Origin of the sequence: Sulfitobacter sp. DSM 110093 (assembly GCF_022788715.1) — a bacterium.
Taxonomy (GTDB): domain Bacteria; phylum Pseudomonadota; class Alphaproteobacteria; order Rhodobacterales; family Rhodobacteraceae; genus Sulfitobacter.
The window spans coordinates 628,838-646,096 of the sequence record NZ_CP085167.1 but is presented as its reverse complement, the minus strand read 5'-3'; the positions used below and the strand labels follow the sequence as shown (position 1 = coordinate 646,096).

Genomic DNA, 17,259 nt, shown 5'->3' with positions numbered 1-17,259 from the left:
TCACTCCGGGCTTTTATCTTTCTTTCCAAAGAGGCACCCTCTACCAATAGGAGTACCCCGGCCACGTTAGGCTTCAGGAGAACTATTATGTCTTTGCGTATTTTAATTGCCGATGATCACGACATGGTCCGAGAGACCATCGCTATGTTTCTTGATGCAGATGGTGCAACCGTCACCGAAGCGGCAAGCGTTCTGGCAGGCGCACTGGACAAGATCAAAACCCAACCACCCTACGATTTGGTGCTGCTTGATTATACTATGCCCGGCATGAAAGGCCTGCAAGGTCTGCAGACCGTACTTGATATAAATGAAGGCCGCCCCGTCGGGCTGATCTCTGGCACGGCGACCAGACTAATTGCAGAACAAGCACTGGAAATGGGGGCTATTGGCTTCCTGCCAAAAACATTACCCGCGAAATCACTGGTCAACGCGGTTCGCTTTATGGCCGCGGGGGAAACCTATGCCCCGGTCTCATTCATGTCGGGCAAAGATAACCCCGAAGAGACCGATTTTGAGAAAGCCCTGTCAGAACGCGAGCGCCAAGTGCTGCGCGGATTGATGACTGCCCAGTCTAACAAAGAGATCGCGCGCGACCTCGATCTGCAGGAAGTAACGATAAAACTGCATGTCAAAACACTTTGTCGCAAATTGGATGCAAAGAATCGCACGGATGCTGCGATTCTTGCACGTGACGCTGGCTTCGTCTGAAGCTGCGTTTTCACGCTTGCCCCCCCCTCTGCGTTTGTAGCGAAAGCGTGGCGTAACCCGCCTCAGTCTACGCCGCCTTTGTAAACCTTGATCGCCCGCCTTGCGCGGGCGTTTTTGCGTTAGCTTTATGGCCCTGGCCAGCGAATTAAAGATTCGCGGGCGCCATTTTTCCCTTCGAAATTAACCATCTTCGTGCCTCATCACCGCGCCAATTGATAGCCCGCAGCGCGACTTGATAGGCCCTCCTATCCTTTCGAATAAACGCCTGACCGCAGGCTCAGCGCATTAACCGTTCGCTCAGATGATCTCGGTATCCGTTTCCCCGAAGATCAGAACAGGACAACGCAATGGGCGTGTCCGTTCATTGCAACTGCCGGCGCTTCACCGGTCAACAAGGGAACTATTAGATGCGTATCCAAATCTCCCAGCTATCCAAAACACTCATTGCCAGTACGGCCTTGTCCATCGTTGGCTTCGCCGCCGCCGCGGACGCACTGTCGAGCGAATTTTCCTTCCGCGTGGTAGAAACCAACGCCGAGGGTGAAGAGGTTCTCGTTGAGCGCGAAACCATCCGCCCGGGCGAAGTGATCTCCTATGAGCTGCGTCACGAGAACATGACCGACGGCGCGATGGAAGGTCTCGTCATTGCCGCACCGGTCCCAGATGGCGTCTCTCTCGCGCTCGGGTCCGAAGTGACCTCGGTCGCCGCCGTGTTTGAAGTCCAGGCCGAGATGGATCCAGAGCAGGAAGGGCTGGAATGGTCGACCGTTCCCGCCACCCGCAAGGTCGTCGATGCCGAAGGCAACATGACCGAAGAGCCGCTCCCCGAAGAAGCCGTCGCCGCTGTGCGCTGGACCCTGTCGGAACCGCTCGAAGCAGGCGGCTCTGCCTTCAACAGCTACCGCGTGCGCCTGAACTAACCCCGGCGCCTCTCTCTCCAACCTCCATAGAACTAGGAATATTAACGTGAAATACCAAACAACCTTCTTGCGCTCTGTCAGCGCTATCGCATTGACTTCTGTGATTGGCACCGTTGTTTTCGCGGCCCCCGAAGCGGGCTCGGTGATCGGCAACCAAGCTGTCGCGACCTATACCAATGGTGCTGGCGATACGATCACGGTAACCTCCAACACAGTTGAGACGATCGTTCAGCAGGTTGCTGGCGTGTCTATGACCTCCGACAACACTGAAACCATCGCCCCCGGCGGTAAGGCTTTCTTGCCTCACATCATCACTAACGATGGTAACGGCGCAGATGCGTTCTTGCTGGAAGCGGCGGAAAACAACAGTGGTACGCTCAATTTGCAACCGTTGGTCTTCTACCCAGACGCCAACATGGACGGCGTGGCAGATAGCGCCACTCCGCTGTCTGAAACACCGACCCTGGCCCCGGGCGAGCAGTTCGGCGTCGTGATCGAAGCCACGGCCCCATCTACGGCTTCCGGCTCTGACACGATCACCGTCACAGCGACTTCCAATCTCGATGGCACAGTGCTCATCACCAACACAGACACGCTGACAATCTCCAACGACGCAATCGTCGAACTTGTTAAATCTATGACGGCGGACCCGGCCTCGGGCGGGAACCCCAACATCATCGACGCTGGCGACGAAGTGACCATCACCTTAACCTATTCCAGCACCGGTCTGGCCGCAGCCAACAGCTACTCCGTGCAGGATGTTCTTGATGGTCGCTTGACCTATGTGCCCGGCTCGGCCCGCTGGTCTGACTCTGCAGTGCCCCTGAACGATGACAACGGCTCCACCGTCGTCGATGCCACGAACGGCTCTGGTGAGACGATGGCTTGGGACTATGATGATGGCCAGAACGTCAACTTCTTGATCTCTTCGGTAGGCTCTGGCCGTTCGGGCGAGGTGACATTCCGCGCCGTGATCGCCGACACCGCGAATGCGGGTCTCATTACCAACGTGGCAACCCAAGACGTAGACGGCACAGCCTTTCCGCCGTCGAACACCGCCTCTATCATCGTGGACAACCAATATGCGGTGGCGATCGCCGACACGGCGATTAACGCCAACGGTACTGCGAACGCGGCGATCGCATCGGCAACCGATGATGACGCGGCCAACAACGATGTTGTCACCGAAACCGGCGATGTCTTTCAGGGCGGCGTGATCCGCCAGGAATTTGTGCTGACCAACCTTTCCAACAGCCCGGACAGCCTGCAGCTTGATGTGGCCAATGTGGACTTCCCGCAAGGCACCACCTTCCGCTTTGTCGGGGCTGACGGTGTCACACCTGTGGTAAGCTCTGTCGGTCCGCTCGGCATTGGTGACAGTGCCAAAGTGACGTTGATCGCCACATTGCCAACAAATGTCACAGCAACCGCCACCACCAACTACACCGCGACGATCACCACCACTTCGGACAACTCGGGCGTCTCTGACGTGTCGACAGCTGAATTCTCAGGTGCGGTGCTCGCCGCTTCGGTCGACCTTGAAAACGACGTTGCTGGTTCCGAAGGTGACGGAGCCGCGCCGACAAACGGTGGCAACCCGTGGGTGACAGAAGCGACAGACCCCGGCGAACCCGTCATCTTTGAGATGCTGGTCGAAAACAACGGCCCCGTCTCGGACAGCTTCAACCTATCGCTGGACCAAGCATTGCCCCCAGGCTGGACCGTTGAGTTCCAACTGCCCGATGGCTCGGTTGTGTCCAACACTGGCACCATCCCGGCAGGGGCTTCGCAGTCCATCCGCGCGGTGATCACGCCGACAGATGATGCCCTGCCCGGCGACACCTTAATCGACATCGCGGTTGTCTCTTCTGTCTCGGGACAGGGTGACCGCATCGTTAACCAAGTGTCGGTCAACGAAATCTACGATGTAAAGATCATCGACGATCAAAGCGCGCAGGCTTCGCCCGGTGGTATTGTGGACATCCTTCACACGATCTCGAACGAAGGTAACGTGGCCATCACCGAAGGGACGATCACTGCAGGGGGCCTGACGAACTTCTCCGGCGCGATCTTCTGGGACCAAGACGGCAATGGCGTTATTGATCCAAACGAGCCGGTCATCGATGACTTCGATGATCTGGGTGTAGGTGGGCTGGCCCCCGGTGATAGCATTTCGCTGATCTACCGTGTGCAGACCCCATCTACAGCAACCCAAGGTGTGTCCGAGATCGGTACGATCACCATCGGAGACACGCTGAACGGGACCGACATTGACCTGACCAACAACGCCGTCGAAGACCGCGTGGTCATCATCTCGGGCGATGTCACGCTGAGCAAGTACCAGTATATCGACGCTCAATGCGACGGAACCGCGGGCACCTTCACCAAGACGCGCCTTGATGTCGAGCCCGGCCAGTGCATCCGCTACATGGTCGAAGCCGAAAACACCGGGGCTTCTCCGGCGGACGACGTGAACATCTCGGATGCGGCCCCTGCCTATACTACAGTAACTGACTGTGGCGGCGCCTGCTCTGAAAGCCTATTCCCGGTGGCCAGCACGGCAACCATCACCTCGACAAACGTGTCGAGCGCGCATGGTACGATCCTTCCCGGCGGCTTTGCCCGGGTAGAGTTCACCGTAAGGGTCGACAACTAATCGACCTCCTCGGTGCCCCCGGCTGAGCCATGCTCACCGGGGGTGCCACCTCCTCCCCCGTTTTCGTCTCCCCATTCTATTCACGCCCTTCGCAGGGATCGCAACAGGAGCAAACTGATGCGCAGTTTCCTTATGTCTACAGCCCGCTCGGCTCTGGCCCTGATCAGCGCCTCCGCATTGGGTCTCAGCCTTCTGCCCCAATCCACCGCAGCTGACGCGGCAAACGCCGGAACCTTTATCCGCAACGTGGCAGAAGTAAGCTATTTCAACACGTCGCTCGGCATCATGGAGCGCGTCTTCTCTAACCCGGTACAAGTCGAAGTCGCCCCGGTTCCTGGGCTCGAAGTGACAGGCTACTCTGACCTTTTGCTGACCCGTGGTGCGTTTGGCCGCTATCACTTTGACGTGGTCAACAGCGGCAACGTGCGCCTTTTCACATCGCTCAGCATCGACGAAGAGAACCAATCCCCGCTGATGTCGCACCAAACGCTTTACCCCGATCTTAATGGCAACGGCCAGATCGATGGGGAGGACATAGCAGCAGACATGTCAGCCCCGTTACTGCTGGCCGTGGGCGAGCGGCTCCAGCTGATCTATGACTTCCGCATTTCCGCCGAAACCCCGGTGAGCACCCAGTTCTCCAGCATATTGACGGCGGTTGGCGTTGCCGACGATGGTCAGAGCCTGACAGGTCAGGCGATGGGTATCTCGCGCGTCGAAGAAGGCGGGCTTGAGATAGCCAAAGGGCAGGTCATCTCCGAAAACGAAGAAGGCGCGATCATCACCTACACCCTGCGCATGCGCAACGACTCTGAGCGCGACGCTTTTGGCTACCCTGAGATCAACGGCCAGCCCATCCTGATTGATGGCGCACCCCAGACGGGGGTTTTGCTGCGCGATGCGATCCCGCTGAACACGACCTTCGATGCAATACAAAACGCAGGCGGCATGACGGCGCTGGTCCATATGCGGGGCGCGCCTGTCCATACCTACCGCAGCGCCGTTCCTGCGGGTCTTGCCAACGACGTTGATGCAGTGGCCTTTTTCCACGAGGGCGACTTTGCTGTCGGCCACGCCTCTGCCCCCAGCTTTTCGGTGCGCGTGCCAATGGCTTTGGGCGCGGTCGAAGTGCACAACACCGCTTCTGCCTTTTACAACAACCAAGAAAATACCTTGTTGTTAGACTCGAACACCGTGGTCTATGAGCGCGAGACGGATACCCCCGGAACGCTTGTATTCGAACACCCCGAAACCGGTGCAGACCAACCCTACGGCACACCGGGTAGCGATACGCGCCTGCGCGTCACTGCTGGCATGTGCAACGGCACCACCGAAATCGACAGTACTCCGGTAACCGTCCGCAGCGTACTGACCAATGATGTCGAGACGCTCATCGCGACCGAGACCGGAGCGAACACTGGCGTATTCCTCACCCCCGCTCTGCCTATGGCGCAGATGTCCCCAGCCGTGGCTGGTGACCAAGTCATGGCGACAGACTTTGGCGATACTTTTATCGCCACGGCGCTTTGCGACAACGAGGTGCTTGAAGACGATCTGTTGATCAACCCCGGCAACTTTTTGTTCAACTCAGTCACCAACGCTCCGATCGACGATGTGGTCATCGCTATTGTCGATGCGCGCTCTGGCGCGGAAGTGGCGCGCACCCAAACAGACCAGCGCGGCTTTTTCACCTTTTTCGACATTCCTGAGGGCGAATACCGCTATGCCGTGATGGATGCGCCAGCGTGGATTTTCCCATCGGCGCGAACGGACTTTGTCGGTATGGGCCGCAATGTGATCGATGCAGGCTATGGCGAAGAGTTCAGCCATGCGGGCGGGGCACTTTTTGTCTCTGACATTCCGGTCGATCCGCATTACGGCACACCGCTAGCGCTGGATAAGACGACAAATCTCGACAGCGTTGGGCATGGCGAATTCGTTACCTATACACTCAGCTTTACCAACAACATGCACCAAGCCTTGATCGCTGGCGAAATCCTTGACCGCCCTGCCTATGGTGTAAGCATCGTTCCCGGCTCGGTTACGCTGAACGGCGCACCGCTGGACGATCCGCAGCAAATTGGCAATGGCGATCTGCGCTTTGATGTTGGCATGCTTGAACCGCTGTCTCGCCATGAACTGTCCTATGTGATGCTCTTCTCTGCCGCCGCCCGTGAAGGCCGCAACGAAAACGCCGCAATCCTGTCGGGCCGCCAAGCGGGGACCGGAACACTGCGCCAGTCGCAGACTTCCCGCGCCATGGTACGCCTCGACAACTCGGGCGGCGTCTTTGCCCGGCAGGGCACAGTGCTCGGCGCTGTGTTCATGGATTGCAACGGCAACGGCCTGCGCGACCGTGCATCGGATGAACCCGGCATTCCCGGCGTGCGCATCGTGACCCAAGAAGGCCTCTTTGTTGTGACCGACATTGATGGTGCCTATTCGCTGAATGGCATGCGCCCGGTGACACACGCCTTCCTCGTGCAGCCAGAGACCCTCCCCGCCGGAACCGAAGTGCAGGTGACCCGCACCAACGATCTGCGGCGCGGTGGCTCTCGACTGGTGCCGCTGAAGAAAGGCGAACTGCGGACCGAGAACTTTGCGGTGGCCCAATGTACCCCCGAAGCGCTTGATGAGGTCAGCAAACGTCGCGACCACTTTGATGGGAAACGTCAGTCCCCCGGCATGAATGCGATCGACCTGCCGATTGATGGCCAACGCAGCAGCACCCGTTCCGTGCGCAGCGAAGCGGGTATCGCGACCACGACACAGCTGACTCCCGGCATGATCGCCGCCCAGAGCGAAGAGGCCGGCGCGAATGCCGCCTCTGTGGCCCAGTCCGCCCGCGCGTCGGCCCAGCGCCAGTCACTCGATAGCATGATCCGCAACCTTGATAGCGCCCCCGGCTTTGTCGACTTTGCAGAACACACCAGCGTATCCCGCGCCACCCAGAACATTCGGGTTAAAGGCAAAGCAGACCTGACGCTTGCGCTGTTGGTCAATGGCCGCGAACTCGGCCAAGATCGCGTGGGCGAACGCACAAATTGGGAAAAAAACAACGTTCAGGCACTGGAATATGTCGCAGTCAAACTGGGATCGGGCGAAAACGTTCTGACACTGGTGGGCCGTGACGGATTTGGCATCGAGCGTGTCCGCAAGGAACTGCGCCTCACCGCCCCCGGCAAGCCAGCCCGGATCGAGATTTTGTTGCCCGACACGGCAGCGGCCAACCCGGCCTCTGTGGTGCCCGTGGTCGTCCGCGTTCTTGATGCCGGTGGCCGCCCAGTGCCAGCCTCTGGCACGGTGACCCTTTCGGCCCGCCGTTCGCTGTGGGATGTGACCGATATCCGCAGCAGTACGCCCGGCGTGCAAGCCTACCTCGACAATGGCGAAGCCACCTTTAACCTGATCCCGCCGCAGGCCTCTGGCCCCGACTTGATCACCGTGCGCTCTTCTTTTGGGGAGGCTGAGGCGACGCTGACCTTCACCCCCGACCTGAACGAACGCGTGCTGATCGGCGTGATCGAAGGCGCGGTATCGCTGAGCGGTGATGCAGGCAATGTGCTTGAACAGGATCGCTTCAGCTCTTTCGAAGACACCACCACCGGTGTGCGAGGTGAGCTTTACCTCAAGGGTGTGATCCGGGGCGATGCCCTGCTCACCCTGCGCTACAGCTCGGATCGTGACACCGAAGACCGCCTGTTCCGCGACATCCGGGGCGAAGAATACTATCCCGTCTACGGCGACAATTCCGAACGCGGTGCCGATGCGCAGTCCTCCTCCAACCTCTTTGTGAAGGTGGAAAAAGGCCGCTCCTATGTGCTTTACGGCGACATCGCCATTGAGCCGGAAGCCAGCGCACTGAAACTCGGCGGTCTGCAACGTGTCGCCACCGGGGCCAAGGGGCACTGGGAGAACGACCGCGTCTCGGTTACCGTGTTCGCAGCCCGGACATCACAAGAGCAGCAAGTACAGGAAATCCGTGGTCGTGGCGTCTCTGGCCCCTATGACCTTGATCTCGGGGGCTATGTGCAAGGCTCTGAGCGCGTGGAAATCCTGGTGCGGGACGAAGATGGCGGCGATATCCTGTCGGCCACGCCACTGCTGCGCGGCACCGACTACCTGCTCGATTTCTTCCGCAACACGATCACCTTCGACAGCCCCGTGCGCCAGTTCGACCTTGATGGTAACCCCGTGTCGATCCGTGTGACCTATGAGGTTGAGGCCGAAGGCGCCGAGGCATACTGGCTCTATGGCGGCGAGGTGAACTACGCCCTGTCCGAGCGAACCTCAATCGGTGCCCGCGCGGTTCATGCAGATGCACCGCTTGGCAACACAGCCCGCCAGCGGATGCACTCTGCCTACCTGCAACACGAAGACCGTCAGGGCGGCGTTTGGGAGGCCGAAGTGGCCCGCTCAGAAAATGCCATGGGCGAAAAAGACACCGCTGCGCGCCTATCTTATGAACTCAAGACCGAGACTCGCCACTTTGCTTTCGAGGCAATCCACACCGGGCGCGACTTTTATGCGCAGGGGGGGCTAGCACGCGCAGGCACCAGCCAGGTTCGTCTAAGCTATGGTGCAGAGATCGACCAACGCAGCGACATTGCTTTTGGTGCGGAATATACCCGTGATCGGATCAACAACCGCGAACAACTGACCGTTGATGCGATCTATTCGCGCCGCCTGAGCAAGACCCTGCGCGGCGGGATCGGCCTTGAATACCGCTATGACCGCAACGATGGCACCAATGAAAGTGATACGGCCTTGATCCTCGGCGCCCATTGGACCCCAGCGGCCCGCCCCGGCACCGTGATCGAAGCCAAGCTGCGCGCACCGCTCAATGGGGACACCCCAACTGAGCTGATCTTGGGTCTTTACGACGAACCCAAGAACGGCTGGCGCGTCTATAACGAGATCGAGCTTCAGTTCGGCAGCGATGAGTTGGTCACCCGGGCGGCTTACGGCTTCACCTACACGCTAAACGAATGGGTGACCGGACGGACCGAGATGACCAAAGCCAGCGGTACCAGCGATACCAACATGGTGCAGGGGCTGTCGGTTGATTGGGACCTCAATCAAAGCACCAACCTGCGCGCCGATCTGGAACATGCGCGCAACCTCGACACCGAAGAAGGCGAACTGACATCCTTTGCGATCGGCACCAGCTGGGAGTCGGCTGATGGCGATTGGGTTGGCGATGCCGAGTTGGAAACCACTTGGGAGGATGTGGGCAAAACGCATTACGCCAGCATCGGCATTGCGGGCAACGTCACCCCTGACCTGACAGTTCTGGCGCGAAGCCGCGCGGCACTTGATCGGCGCAATGGCGAGAATTCCCGCCAGATGCGCACCCGTATCGGGGCGGCCTATCGGCCCAAGGACAACGCCCGCCTCGATGTGCTGGCGTGGTACGAACACCGGCTTGAGGAAAAGCACAGCAGCACCGAGACACATTTGTGGTCGATCGATGCCAACTATGAACTGGATGCGGACCTGCGGATCAACGGCAAATACGCTGGCCAGTACCAGAAGGTTGGCACCGCGGCGGGCGCGTCGCCCAATGCCACCACCCAACTGGTCCAAGGCGGTCTGAACTACGAGTTTGGCAATGACCGCTTTCAGCTTGGGCTTAACGCCACGCATCTATGGGACAGTGAGGGCAACTCCTCCAACGGGATCGGTGCCGAGTTCGGCTTCACCCCGCGCGAAGGTGTCTTGCTGGCGCTCGGCTACAACAAAGCACGCGGACGGGTCGCCGGCCAAAGCAGCCTCTATGACGAAGGGTTCTATTTCCGGTTCAACCTATTGTTGGACAACTCGCTCTGGACCCAGTTCGACCAGTTCCTCGGAAGCTGATCGGGAGACTCAGCCACGAGGGAGAGCCACGTTCCAAGCGCATCTGGAACGTGGCTCGACTCGTTTCACACGCGCCATTTCGCCCCAAAGCTTACCTAACTACCCTATGCACCAGTCCAGCTATCCTTTTGAGAAGCTAACTACCTGCCCGCATTAATGAAATATCGATTTTCAGCGGGCATCATCTGGGTCAACGCAACACGAAGCTCAGATGGGAAACCCGATGAAAAAGCTCGCCGCCAGCTCTGCCTTTTGTCTAATCGCCGCAGCCCTTTCCGGCGCGGCCAGTGCGAATGAACTCGCCCGCTTCGATAGTAGAAAGATTGCCGTGACCGGGTTGAACTTTGCGCTCTCGCCCTCCTCCTCGGAAAGTCGCATTCATTTGAATCGCAGCATGATAGCGACACCGTCAAAACCTTCGGCGCGCAGGCTTACGATCCCCACCAGCGGTGGGCCATCAGCGGCCGTGCGCCATGTGATCGCCACGGCAGAGGCCGGTGGCAAAGGCTATGATGCGGTTCAACATGGCGCGCGGATCAAGCCGCCGAAACGCCCCACCGGTATGACCATTGGTGAAATTTATCGCTGGATCGCCGCCACGCCTGGTCAGCAGCATGCGATCGGGCGCTATCAATTCATTCCCAACACATTGAAAACTCTGGTCGCCGAAGCAGGACTGAATAGGAATGATGTCTTTACGCCGCAGGTTCAGGACCTGCTTGCTGATTTCCTGCTTGAAGATGCGGGGTTCACCCCCTTCATGCAAGGAAAGATCAGCCGCCATCGTTTTATGGAGAATCTCGCCCGCATTTGGGCTGGGTTACCGACATCGACGGGCCGCTCATATTATCACGGCCATGCGGGCAACCGGGCCGTCATCACTTGGAATGAGTTCGACAGCCATATGAAAAGCATCTTTGACAGCAGCCTGCGCGGCACCTCCTAACCGCGCGGCACCTCTCTCTCCCTCCAAGCCAAAGCGCCAGCATTTTCTCTGCTTTGGCCCTCTTTATTTGCCGCGCTGTATCTCAATCCGTTTACAGAATCACCGATAATGGCGGGAATTTCCGACGCCGCGGAAGGATCTTTTGCGGGGCTGCGCTGATGAACAGATCTACAGGCAGTGACTCGTTCTTTTAGATTGCGCCATATTACCAGCCGCGCCGTAAGTTGGCCCAGGTCGATATCCACTATCGCCGCGCTGCTTTGCTTGACACACTCAAGGTCATTCATTGCTCGCGTAAAATCATGACAACGAGCTTTCACCCAAAGCTACAAAAACACAGCATGACAAGGTGCTAAACTCCTACGTATATTAAATTCTGGGTAGTGGCGAACCGAGGAGGATTCTTAATCCTCGAAGGAATTTTTGCGACTAGTTGGAGTATAAAATTATATATTCACGTCAATAAAATTGTCATGCAGGTCGTAGAGTTCATATCGCCCAACTTGGAGCATGAAAGCATCCCATGGAGCATGTTAGTAGATTGTGTTGGTTGCGGGTTCTCGATTTGGGCACTGTTTCAGAGGGTTGAGTGAGGCCCGGATTGAACGCTAATTTCTCGCCCTCTTCCCACAAAAGGCAAGATCAACCCTAGCGGTCCTTCATGCAGACTGTTGCGAACGGCCCAAAACTGCACTTGGCTGTCACCCAACACTGCTGCAATTGCAGCCACAGAGTTGACCTTTGCCATAGTTGGGCGTCTTCGGCTGTGCGAACTCACCTTTTAGTTAATGAAGCACGCCTCTTTCTTCGAACTAGGAATCCGAACCCTAGTCAAATTGACCCCTTAGAAAAACTTCAGTTCGGAACGCAGGCTACTCCCCATATCCACGCGTAAAGACAGCGTCGATATGCAAGATCGCCTCCGCCAAAGATCGCCGCCAGAAGTTCCAATCGTGATTGCCTTCGGACACGAGAAATCTGTGCTTTATCCCAGCATCTCGCAACGTGATATGAAGCTCAGCCGCGCCCTGAAAAAAGGGATCATCAGCGCCCATATCGAAATAGAGGCGTGGAATACGGGCAAAGTTACTTTTGTCCGCTGCCGACACGACAGTCGATGGTGATATGGCCTGCCAATGTGAATTGAAACGCTCTTCGCCTTCTAAATCCGGCCCCAAAAGCCCTGCGTAGCGGCTCTCGTAAGCCTCGGGCGAAAGGGCGAGCACCTGACTCTCGGTGCGGAATGCGATGCTCAAAGCCGCGCTACCTGCGAATTCAGTAGGTTCTTTGAGGTTATACAGCGTTGCCGCCACGGCCCCCATGGAAATACCGAGAACCGCGCGGGCCTCTCCATTTCCGATAGCGCGGTGTCGTGTCTCTATCGCCGGGATGAAATCCTCGAAGAACATCGTTTCCCAGCGCAGCGCGCCATCGTGGTCATCAAGGAAATAGGTGGCAATCTTGTTCGCTTTGTCCCGGCGCCCGTCAGGGGCCACGGCGATGAAGGGGCGAATGGTTCCGTCTGAAATCAACTGATCCAGCAGTTGATCCAATCCCGCCAGCGTGAACCAATCGCTTGGTTGGCCGCTGCCACCGCCGTGCAAAAGATAAAGCACCGGATAGCTACGGTTATCAGTGTCGTATCCGGGGGGCAGATAAAGCGCATAGCTGACAGGCCGCCCGAATGTATCACTGCCAACCGCGCTTTCAAACCTCACCTCGGCGGTCGCGACCGCCCCCATCAAGGCGAAAATGATAGTCTGGCAGAACAAGCCAAAGGCATTTCGTATATTCATGCGCGCATCATCCTATCAGGTCATTCTATTCTCTGCGGCGACATCACTTCGGCCACTTCGCCTGTAGAAGTATTGGATAGAAAAGTGGCAGCATGTTGTTACCGGCGCAACCATGAAGCGCACTCTCACCGACACCGTGATCTATTGGCTATAGCTGAGAACTCCCGGCAAATACGGCTTTGAGCGGTTCTGGTTTCTTGGTAATTTGCGGCTGCGCCGCCCGCCCAACATCGGCGTCAGGGGCCGCAGCAGTGCAATCGGGAAAAGCCTGAAGACTTCAGCCAAGGGCTAATTAGCAACATGCCGATCGATCAGTCCACAACAGTGACGAAGGGTGCCGCGCCGCGCCGTTGCAGCCTGTTTTGGCCGGCGTCTTTCCCCGGTGCTTTGATCCAGTGTCTCCTGCTGGCATCGGTCAACTTGCCTCTGGCGACGACCGTTCAGGCGCAGCCGGTGACCGACGACGGCCTCGCTGAATTGGCAGATATCCCTGCTGGAGATGCAACCGTGATCAACACGGCAAAACCGGCCATTCCTTCGGCACAAGAGGTCATTCAAGACCTGCCAAGCGCCTTGCATCTGTCGCGCCACCAGCGCGGAGAAATCAATGGCCTGCGCTATGTTCTATTCCCCGATGGGACCGGCACGGTGATGCAGGCTAACGAATTGCGCAGTCCCCTGTTCCGTCTGTCTTGCGAGAAGGGGGTCGCTTGCACCGTCTATGGTGAGGATGGCGAAACCACGTTAATCCCCGCTGTCGGCGCGCCGGAACCCGACATGCCCTCGGCTCCTTCGGGAAAAGTGCTGGCACGGTATCTATCTGAATGGATCCTCGCCGGAACAGGAACGCCACCGGTTGTAGAGCCTGCACCGCCGCTCCCATCGCAGATAGATGATGCGGTACCCGATTGGGCAGAGGGTAGCGAGCCTGCAGATCCCGAAAACAAACCCTCTGACCTGAGCACAGACACAGAGGCTACACCCGCAGCCCCGCAAGAGCCGGACAGTTCCGAGATTACAGCGTTTGAAACAGAGGTCACGCCAGTCGATGCGGCACAGCAGGTAGAAGAGATTCTGCCCGCGCCAGTTGAACAGCCAGCGCATTTGCCCTGCACAATCGAAGATCCAGACGTGGATTGCAGCGAGCCGCAGCTTGAAAAACTGAGTAACATCGAGGCGGTTCAAACCGCAAAACAGCAGGTCAAAACAGCAGCTTCACCAGCAAAAAGAACGGCGTCTACTGTAAAGGCCATTGACGTCGCGAAGATTCCGGTTTCGGCACCCACGCCCCCTGAGAAGGAAACCTTCTTTCAGCGTATCAAGCTTGCATGCTCGATCACCGGGAGCGTGACACTGCGCTACAAGCACCACAGTACGGGTGCGAAACGCTTTGGCAAACCGCGGGCCAGCCTGAACTGCGGTGCGCAGTTGTCCGAAAAATTAACGCTACGAGCCTCCGTGATTGGCTATGGCGATAACAACGAAAAATCGCCCTTTGACGCCGAATTCACCTATGCGCTTTCTTACAAGGCCACGGATAAGATCACGTTAAGCTACTCAAACTACTCCGCCCGTTTCGACAGCGCCAACGGGTCGTTTTTTGATTCCCTCATATCCGGCGCGCTGCGGGCCAGCTATCGTTTGCCAAAGATCGAACTACCGAATGACAAGACCATCGGCTGCTCTTCCAGCGTCAATCTGCTTGACCTTGAGTATAGCTCTTTCAACCTGTTCTGTAGCTACGCCCTCACCGAACGTTTACGCATCAGCGGGACGGCCTATGCCTATCTGCCCGGCAAACAAGACGTCTGGGACCCCGACTTTTCCTATGCGGCAAGCTACAAGATCAACGATGATTGGAGCGTCACCTACAGCAATTACGGAAACAACCGTTTCTTTTGGAATCCCAGCAGCACCCCCGGCGAGGGCGTTTGGGGCGGAACGGTATCGGTTGCCTATAAATTCAAGTTTTAACGCAGCGTGGGTCGCGCATCAGATGCTCATGTGAACGTCCGAAGAACCGCCAACTCGCTTCGGATTTGGTTCAACCAACTCCTCGGCTCCCCATCGCCCAAAGGAGTCTGTTCAAGAAGGCCTGCCCACTCGCCGATATTGTTAAAACCCAACATCAAAGAAGAGCCTTTAATCGAATGCGCCTCGGCCCGCACTGCAGCCGCATCGCCCGCGTCGAATTGAGCTTCCAAACGCTCGCACCGTTTGGAACAATCATCCACATACTTATGCGCAAGTTCGATCAATTTATCTTCTGAGAAAAGCTCACGAATATCGCCTAGGGTGGCATCGCACATTCTATCAAGGATCGAGGTGCCCTGCCCTTCGGTTGCCGAAACAGCGTCTTGCGCCGCTCCCGCCGCTTCGTCTGCACTGGGTGCTTGACCGCACAAAGCAACCTCAAGCGCAAATTTGAGTTCCGCAAAGGGGATCGGCTTGGAAAGGATCGTATCAATCCCGACGACACTCGCTTCTTCCTCGATGGCATCCATCAAATGGGCGGTCAGGGCGATGATCGGCGGATAGGTGAATGCACCCCATTTTTGGCGAATGCGTTGAGTCGCCTCAAGCCCGTCCATTTCTGGCATGGCAACGTCCATCAGCACCAGATCGTATGTCTTGGGGTCGAACATCTCAACCGCGATACGGCCATTCTCGGCGAGGTCGGCAACAAGGTTTAGGCGATCGGCATAGGTCAAAAGCAGTTTCTGGTTGATGATGTTATCTTCGGCAATCAGCACGCGCTTTCCATCTAGAATATTGCCGTTGCGCTGATCCCGTTTCCCCCCTTCAGCGTCGGCACTGGCAAGCCCACCGGTTTCGACGGGAACCTCAAACCAGAAGGTCGAGCCGACGCCGACCTCGCTTGCGACACCCACCACGCCGCCGGAACTTTCGATAATGCGTTTGCAGATCGCAAGCCCAAGCCCCGTACCCTGCGCAGCGGCAGTCAAGGAATTGGAAACTTGCGAGAAGTCCTTGAACAAGTCCTTTTTGCCATCCTCGGAAATGCCAATGCCAACATCTTCGACCTCAACCCTCAGCAGACAGCCAACCGGATGTTGCGAAGCGGCAGCACGGATATGGATCGGCCCGTCGGTAGAATAGCGTAAAGCATTGGTCACAAGGTTTGAAATGACTTGCCGGATACGCGTTGCATCGCCCAGAAAAATATGTGGCACGTCGCGGGACACTTCGATGTTCAGGTTGCGATGCCGTGTCGCTTCGTTACTACCGGCCAACGCGCAGACACTTTCAATCAATGCGCGAATATCGACGTTCTCTTTCTCTAGTATGAAAACACCCGCTTCCATCTTCGAAAAATCAAGAACGTCATTCACGATCCGCCCCAGACTGGTGCCCGCCGTGGCCGCGAATTTAAGGAGTTCTTTCTTGTCAGGGTCCGTTTCGTCCATCTCCAACAGGTCGATCATTCCCAACATACCGCCGAGGGGGGTGCGTATTTCATGGCTCATGGTGGCCAGAAAACGGCTCTTGGCCCGGCCCGCAAGCTCGGCCTGTTTCAGCGCCTCCTCCAACTCCTCGGTGCGAACCCGTACCGCTTTTTCCAATTCGGATGAATAGGCGCTAAGCCTTTCATTTGCCAAATAAAGCTCACGACTTTTCTGCTCTAGCAATTTCTCCGCTTCGGCACGGGCGGCTTGTTCGCGCTGATAGCGACGCCGGGATACTTCAGTTTTTGCGGGTAAAGCTTCATCGTGCATTTTAACATCAGACCTTCAATGATCGCTTTATTCACTTTTCCAAACGAATATCAAAATCTGTCGCATTCTCTTGGTGCGGCACAGGGCAACGATCAACCTGCGCTTTTTGATCGTATCGCTCTAGGCAAGCCTCAACCATACCGTGGCAAAATTCCACCAATGGTCGTGGCGAAGAATAAGTGAGCTTTAGTCGATCATCGCTAAGACGGTCTGTGGCAAACTCGGGAAGCTCTGCATCTGGGTATAGTTTTTTAACCTCAACATGAATTTCGCCATCCACCGCTTCGAGCAGTGAAAAACTGTCGTTCTTACCCTCAAAAAACTCTGCGTAATTTTCGACAAAATGGTTCATCATCCAGTGACCGAACATGCGCTGAAGCTTCTCTGCGCTGATGCCCGAATGCTCACTAAATGCGACGACGATCTTAATAAGCTCTGAGCAGGGGTAATTTCCTACGGTCGTAAACGCGCCGCCATTCTCAAGGTCGGCGCTTTCCAAAACCTCATCGACAACATCCTCGCCGAAAGCCTCCTCGGCCATGTTGACCAGTTCTACGAAAATCGTACCCTTCATCGCGTCTCGCTCCCTTTCACTCTTGGCTACGACCACTCACAGCCGATTGTTTTCGGTGTCACC

9 protein-coding genes are annotated in these 17,259 nt (G+C 57.1%); 6 read left to right on the top strand and 3 right to left on the bottom strand.

Annotated elements, in window-relative coordinates:
• Positions 1-87 precede the first annotated feature (87 nt).
• The 5 genes from DSM110093_RS03100 to DSM110093_RS03080 all read left to right on the top strand — a co-directional run bounded on the left by DSM110093_RS03100 (position 88) and on the right by DSM110093_RS03080 (position 11,089).
• Positions 88-708 (top strand): response regulator transcription factor, encoded by a 621-nt coding sequence (locus tag DSM110093_RS03100; RefSeq protein WP_243266639.1) that lies wholly within the window; start codon positions 88-90, stop codon positions 706-708.
• A 407-nt stretch (positions 709-1,115) separates the two neighbouring features.
• Positions 1,116-1,628: a hypothetical protein gene (locus tag DSM110093_RS03095; protein WP_243266638.1), complete on the top strand. Its 513-nt coding sequence runs from the start codon at positions 1,116-1,118 to the stop codon at positions 1,626-1,628.
• A gap of 46 nt (positions 1,629-1,674) precedes the next feature.
• Positions 1,675-4,284, top strand: coding sequence for an NEW3 domain-containing protein (locus tag DSM110093_RS03090; protein WP_243266637.1), 2,610 nt, complete (start codon positions 1,675-1,677; stop codon positions 4,282-4,284).
• A 117-nt stretch (positions 4,285-4,401) separates the two neighbouring features.
• Entirely contained in the window at positions 4,402-10,143 is a 5,742-nt protein-coding gene (locus tag DSM110093_RS03085; RefSeq protein WP_243266636.1) for a hypothetical protein, read from the top strand.
• 223 nt (positions 10,144-10,366) lie between these two features.
• Positions 10,367-11,089, top strand: a complete 723-nt coding sequence (locus DSM110093_RS03080) for a hypothetical protein (RefSeq protein WP_243266635.1) — start codon at positions 10,367-10,369, stop codon at positions 11,087-11,089.
• Between the two features lie 872 nt (positions 11,090-11,961).
• Here the strand turns inward: DSM110093_RS03080 and DSM110093_RS03075 are convergent.
• Positions 11,962-12,885 carry an alpha/beta hydrolase-fold protein gene (locus tag DSM110093_RS03075; RefSeq protein WP_243266634.1) on the bottom strand — a complete coding sequence of 308 codons (924 nt, stop codon included), beginning with the start codon at positions 12,883-12,885 and terminating at the stop codon, positions 11,962-11,964.
• Positions 12,886-13,185: 300 nt separating this feature from the next.
• Between DSM110093_RS03075 and DSM110093_RS03070 the strand changes: the two genes are divergently transcribed.
• Positions 13,186-14,859 carry a hypothetical protein gene (locus DSM110093_RS03070; RefSeq protein ID WP_243266633.1) on the top strand — a complete coding sequence of 558 codons (1,674 nt, stop codon included), beginning with the start codon at positions 13,186-13,188 and terminating at the stop codon, positions 14,857-14,859.
• Positions 14,860-14,885: 26 nt separating this feature from the next.
• On the opposite strand, the gene DSM110093_RS03065 is transcribed toward DSM110093_RS03070, so the two are convergent.
• A complete protein-coding gene (locus tag DSM110093_RS03065) occupies positions 14,886-16,622 on the bottom strand; it encodes an ATP-binding protein (protein WP_243266632.1) in 1,737 nt (578 codons plus the stop codon).
• A gap of 31 nt (positions 16,623-16,653) precedes the next feature.
• Complete coding sequence (locus DSM110093_RS03060) at positions 16,654-17,196, bottom strand: heme NO-binding domain-containing protein (protein WP_243266631.1); 543 nt, start codon at positions 17,194-17,196, stop codon at positions 16,654-16,656.
• Positions 17,197-17,259 lie beyond the last annotated feature (63 nt).